This is a genomic window from Acidisphaera rubrifaciens HS-AP3 (genome assembly GCF_000964365.1).
GTDB lineage: Bacteria > Pseudomonadota > Alphaproteobacteria > Acetobacterales > Acetobacteraceae > Acidisphaera > Acidisphaera rubrifaciens.
Genome location: NZ_BANB01000757.1, coordinates 1 through 5,061, shown reverse-complemented (window position 1 = coordinate 5,061; position 5,061 = coordinate 1). Strand labels below are relative to the sequence as shown.

General features: G+C 73.4%; 6 protein-coding genes. 4 read left to right on the top strand and 2 right to left on the bottom strand.

The window, feature by feature from the left end:
- From B8460_RS17340 to B8460_RS17325, 4 genes are all read left to right on the top strand, one after another.
- The coding region (locus tag B8460_RS17340) for an amidase family protein (protein ID WP_048862875.1) at positions 1–509 on the top strand (509 nt) is incomplete at its 5' end.
- The gene (gene hpxZ / locus B8460_RS17335) at positions 509–898 is read left to right on the top strand and encodes an oxalurate catabolism protein HpxZ (protein WP_048862874.1); all 390 of its coding nucleotides are present in this window, start codon (positions 509–511) and stop codon (positions 896–898) included. The genes B8460_RS17340 and hpxZ, both read left to right, overlap by 1 nt.
- A gap of 50 nt (positions 899–948) precedes the next feature.
- On the top strand, positions 949–2,310 hold the full coding sequence (locus B8460_RS17330; protein WP_048862873.1) for a class-II fumarase/aspartase family protein: 1,362 nt from the start codon (positions 949–951) through the stop codon (positions 2,308–2,310).
- A 16-nt stretch (positions 2,311–2,326) separates the two neighbouring features.
- Positions 2,327–3,415 carry a malate/lactate/ureidoglycolate dehydrogenase gene (locus tag B8460_RS17325; protein WP_048862872.1) on the top strand — a complete coding sequence of 363 codons (1,089 nt, stop codon included), beginning with the start codon at positions 2,327–2,329 and terminating at the stop codon, positions 3,413–3,415.
- 3 nt (positions 3,416–3,418) lie between these two features.
- On the opposite strand, the gene B8460_RS17320 is transcribed toward B8460_RS17325, so the two are convergent.
- A complete protein-coding gene (locus B8460_RS17320) occupies positions 3,419–4,291 on the bottom strand; it encodes a transglutaminase family protein (protein WP_048862871.1) in 873 nt (290 codons plus the stop codon).
- Between the two features lies 1 nt (position 4,292).
- Positions 4,293–5,061, bottom strand: a 769-nt coding sequence (locus B8460_RS17315; protein WP_048862870.1) for an alpha-E domain-containing protein, incomplete at its 5' end; no start/stop codon positions are given.

Sequence of the window (5,061 nt, the reverse complement as noted above, 5' to 3'; positions counted from 1 at the left end):
ACGTCGCGGCCGCGCGCGCCGCCGCCTTTCTGATCACGGCGGCCGAGGGGGCGGCGCTGCATCTCGACCGGCTGCGCACCCGCGCGGACGCGTTCGAGCCGCTGTCGCGCGACCGGCTGCGTGCCGGCGCCCTGCTGCCGGCCGCCTGGGTGCTGCACGCGCAGAAGCTGCGCGCGGTGTTCCGCGACACGCTGCGCGCCGTGTTCCGCGACCACGACATCCTGGTCGCGCCCGCGACACCGGCGGTCGCGCAGCCGCTCGGCCAGGAATGGCTGGAGGCGGATGGCGCGCGGGTGAAGCTGCGCCCGTCCTTCGGCGTCTATACGCAGCCGATCAGCTTCATCGGCCTGCCCGTCCTCGCGGCACCCGTGCAAGCGGCGGAGGGCGCGTTGCCCACCGGCGTTCAGCTCATCGCCGCCCCGTGGCGGGAGGACCTGCTGTTCCAGGCCGCGGCGAAGCTCGAACGCGACGGCATCTGCGCCGCCCCGGTTGCCAAAGGATACCGCTGATGGAGATCAACCGTCCCGACGTGCTGGCCGAGGTCACGGCCGCCTTCGCCCGTTATGAACGGGCGCTGATGGACAACGACACCGCCGCCATGGACGCGCTGTTCTGGGACAGCGACGCCACGATCCGCTACGGCGCCGGCGAGAACCTGTACGGCATCGCCGCCATACGCGGCTTCCGCAACGCGCGCTCGACCGACGACCTCGCGCGCCACCTCGGCGGCACCGTCATCACCACCTTCGGCGCCGACACCGCGACCGCCTGCACGCTGTTCCGCCGCGTGGGCTCCGGGCGGACCGGGCGGCAGACGCAGACCTGGGTCCGGCTGCCGGAGGGGTGGCGCGTGGTCGCGGCGCACGTATCGTTCGTCCCGTTCGACTTCCCGGCCTGATCCCGCCATCCCCGCGCGCGGCACGGACCGGCCGCCCCAGGGAGGACCGCATGGCCATCAATCCATCCGACAGCGTGGTGATGGGCACGCTGTACGGCAGCGACGCCATGCGCGCCGTGTTCGACGAGACCGCGACGACACGGCGGATGCTGGAGACCGAGGCGGCGCTGGCGCGGGCGCAGGCACGGCTCGGCCTGATCCCGGAGGACGCCGCGCGGGCGATCACGGACGCCGCCGCGCGCGACGCGGAGATCGACACCGCCGCGCTGGCCGCGAGCGCGCGCAACGTCGGCTATCCGGTGGTCGGCCTGGTGCGCGAATTGTCGCGCCTGTCGGGCGAGGCGGGCGGCTGGACGCACTGGGGTGCCACGACGCAGGACATCGTCGATACCGCCACGGTGCTGCAGGTGCGCGACGGCCTCGCGCTGATCCGCGCCGGGACGGCGTCCGTCGCGCGCGCGCTCGCCACGCTCGCCGCGCGCCACCGCGACACCGTGATGGCGGGACGGACGCATCTGCAGCACGCCCTGCCGACCACGTTCGGGCTGAAATGCGCGACGTGGATGCTGCCGCTGCTCGCGCATCTCGACCGCATCGACGAGATGCGGCCGCGGGTCGAGGTGGTGGCCTTCGGCGGCGCCGCCGGCACGCTCGCCTCGCTCGGCGAGCACGGCATCGCCGTGGCGGAGGGGCTGGCGGCCGAGCTTGGCCTCGGCGTGCCGCCCGCGCCCTGGCATGTCTGCCGCGACGGACTGGCGGAGGCGGTGGGCGTGCTCGGCCTGATCTGCGGCAGCCTCGCGAAGATGGCGACCGACGTCATCCTGCTGGCGCAAACCGAAGTCGCCGAGGTGTCGGAGCCGCACGTGACCGGCCGGGGCTCGTCCTCCACCATGCCGCAGAAGCGCAACCCGATCGCGTCGGAATACATCCTCGCCGCCGCGCGCATGGTGCACGCGCTGGTCGCGGTGATGCAGGGCGCGATGGCGCAGGACCACGAGCGCGGCACCGGCCCGTGGCAGACCGAGCCGCTGGCGCTGCCGCAGGCCTTCGTGCTCACGCACGGCGCGCTGCTGCACGCGCGCACCATCGCCGAGGGGATGGTCGTCGATCCGGCCCGCATGCGCCGCAACCTCGATGCCTCGGCCGGGCTGATCATGGCGGAGGCGGTGATGATGCGCCTCGCCCCGCTGCTTGGACGCGAGGCCGCGCACCATGTCGTGCGCCATGCCTGCGACGCGGCGCTGCGCGACGGCGGCACGCTCGCCGACGCGCTGGCGGCGGAGCCGGCGGTCGCGGCGCAACTGGACCGCGTCGCCATCGCGGCGCTGGTCGATCCGGCCACCTATCTCGGCAGCGCCGGCGCGTTCATCGACCGCGCGCTCGCCCGCGCCGCCGCCGTGTGCGGCCAATGAAAACAGGGAGACGACCATGAACGACACGGTGACGGTGCCCGCGCCGGTGCTGGAGGACCACATCGCCCGCATCTTCGCCGCCGCCGGCTGCGACGCCGTGGAGGCGGCCGGCATCGCGCATTACCTTCTGTCCGCCAACCTCGCCGGGCATGACAGCCACGGCGTGATCCGCACGCCGCGCTACATCATCTGGCTTCGCGCCGGCTTCGTGCGCGCGGGGCAGACGATCAGCATCGCGCACGAGACGCCGACGCACGCGATCGTTGACGGCAATTACGGCTTCGGCCAGACGGTCACGCCGCCCGCCGTCGATCTCGGCATCACGAAGGCGAAGCAGAACGGCCTGTCGGTGGTCGGCTTGCGCAACACCGGCCATATCGGCCGCGTCGGCGACTGGGGCGAGCGGGCGGCGGCGGCGGGGCTGGTGTCGCTGCATTTCGTCAACGTCGCGGGCGGCGAACTGGTCGCCCCGTTCGGCGGCGTGAGCCGGCGCTTCTCGACCAACCCGATCTGCATCGGCGTGCCGCAGCCCGATGCGCCGATCATCCTCGATTTCGCGACCTCGCTGGTCGCCGAGGGCAAGGTGCTGGTCGCCTCCAACGGCGGCAAGAAAGTGCCGCACGACGCGCTGGTCGAGGCGGACGGCACGCTGACCGGCAATCCGGAAGCGCTGTACGGCCCGATCGCCGGCACCAGCGAGCGCGATTCCGCCAAGGGGACCGGCGCGCTGCGCACCTTCGGCGAGCACAAGGGCTCGGGCCTCGCCTTCATGTGCGAGATCCTCGCCGGCTGCCTGACCGGCGGCGCGACATCGGGGCCGATCCCGGGCGGCAAGCGCGGGCGCATCGCCAACGGGCTGCTGTCGATCTACCTCGACCCCGGCAGCTTCGGCGCCGCGCATTTCGCGGACGCGGTGCGCGACTATGCCGGCTACGTGAAGGACGCGCGGCCGACGACGGCGGGCGGCGAGGTGCTGCTCCCCGGCGAGCCGGAACGCCGCACCCGCGCCGAACGCCTCGCCCACGGCGTGCCGTTGCAGGCGGCGACGTGGGCCGCGATCGGCGAAACCGCCGCCAGCCTCGGCGTCGCGGTACCGGCTGTCTGACCGCTACACCGGCTCCAGGTCGACGCCGACATTGAGCGTGTGACGGCCGCCGCCGAGGATGACGCCGCGCACCGGGCTGATGTCGCGATAGTCGCGGCCCCAGGCGAGCACCACGTGCTCGTCGGCCACCAGCAGGTTGTTGGTCGGGTCGATGTCGATCCAGCCATGCGCGGGGCCGCACCAGACGCCGACCCAGGCATGCGACTGGTCCGAGCCCAGGCGGCGCGTGCCGCCCGGCGGCGGGCGGGTGCGGATATAGCCGGAGACATAGCGCGCCGGGACGCCGATCGCCCGCAGCCCGGCGATGATGACGTGGGTGAAGTCCTGGCAAACGCCTGCCCGCTGCGCCAGCACCGTCGCGAGGGGCGTCGCGATGGTCGTCGCCCCGGCGCGGAAGGCGAAATCTTTGCGAAAGCGGCCGAGCAGATCGGCCAGCGCCGCGAGGATCGGCCGCCGCGGTCGGAACGACGGCGCCACATAGTCGCCCGCCTCGGGCGTCGCCGGCACCATCGCGCTCGGGTGCAGGTACTGGCTCGCCTCCCACCCCTCGCCGCCCGGCCGCGCCGCGAGCGCCGCGACCTCCTCCCAGGCGGGCGTGGTCTCTGCCTCGGGCAGGAGCGGAGCGAATACCTCCACCTCGGCGTCCAGCGTCACCTCGAACCGGTGGTGCTCGGTCTCGAGGAACAGCCACGCGACGCCGTTGCCGAACGCGTCCGTCCCCTCGGTGACGCGGGTCGGCACCGGGGCGGCGAGCAGGCGCGACGACAGGACGTGCTGATGCGACAGCGGCCGCGGCGCGAGGTGCAGCAGGTGGCTCGCGAGATCGACCGGCCGGGCATAGCGATAGGTCGTGGTGTGACGGAGACGGTATTTCATGTCACGCCGCGCCGCGCAGCTCCGGTTCGACCGGCTGCGGGCCGAGGCTCTGCGCCGGCGGCAGGAGCGCGAAATACTGTCGCGACAGCCGCTCCGACAGCGCCGCCACCCCCTCGGCGATGCCGAGCAGCGTCTGCGGCAGCAGCGCCGCCTCCATCGCCTGGTCGGGCGAGGCGATGACCCGCTGCGCCGCCGCCCGCGCCTCGGCCAGCAGCTCCCCGGCGACGGCGCCGAGCCCCGGATCGTCGGGCCCGGCCAGGTCGTCGAGCAGCCGGCGCATCGCCGAAAGCTGAAAGGCGAGGCCGCGCGGATTGCCCTCGTCGGCCAGCACGAGATCGAGCACCGGTGCTGCCTGCACGACGGTCATGTAGCGCGACCGGTAGGTGATCGCGCTGTCGCAGAGTTCGAGGATCAGCCGCAGCCCGGTCTCGATCCGCGCGGGCGGCAGGCTCAGGCATTCGCCCACCGCGCGCGCCACCGCCATCGCCCGCTCCACCCGACGTCCGGTGTCGAGGAACATCCAGCCGCCGCCGCGCACCATGCTCTCCGCCGCTACGCCCGCCACCAGCGCCGAGTAGCGTATGATCGCCGTCATCGCGTGCGATAGCGCGTCGAGGCTTTGGCGCACCTCCTGTGTATCGGCGCGGGCGGCCCGCAGCGCCTGCGTGAAGGCCGCGTACATCTCCGCGGTCAGACGGTCGCGCACCCGCTCGGTCAGCTGGGCGAGTTCGGCGAACATGTCGCCGATCGTGCCGGAGCCGCGCACGGCG

What these genes read in the sequence shown, in the direction of transcription:
- B8460_RS17320 (WP_048862871.1), bottom strand. Translation starts at nt 4,291, where the DNA reads ATGAAATACCGTCTCCGTCACACCACGACCTATCGCTATGCCCGGCCG.
- B8460_RS17330 (WP_048862873.1), top strand. Translation starts at nt 949, where the DNA reads ATGGCCATCAATCCATCCGACAGCGTGGTGATGGGCACGCTGTACGGC.
- B8460_RS17325 (WP_048862872.1), top strand. Translation starts at nt 2,327, where the DNA reads ATGAACGACACGGTGACGGTGCCCGCGCCGGTGCTGGAGGACCACATC.
- hpxZ (WP_048862874.1), top strand. Translation starts at nt 509, where the DNA reads ATGGAGATCAACCGTCCCGACGTGCTGGCCGAGGTCACGGCCGCCTTC.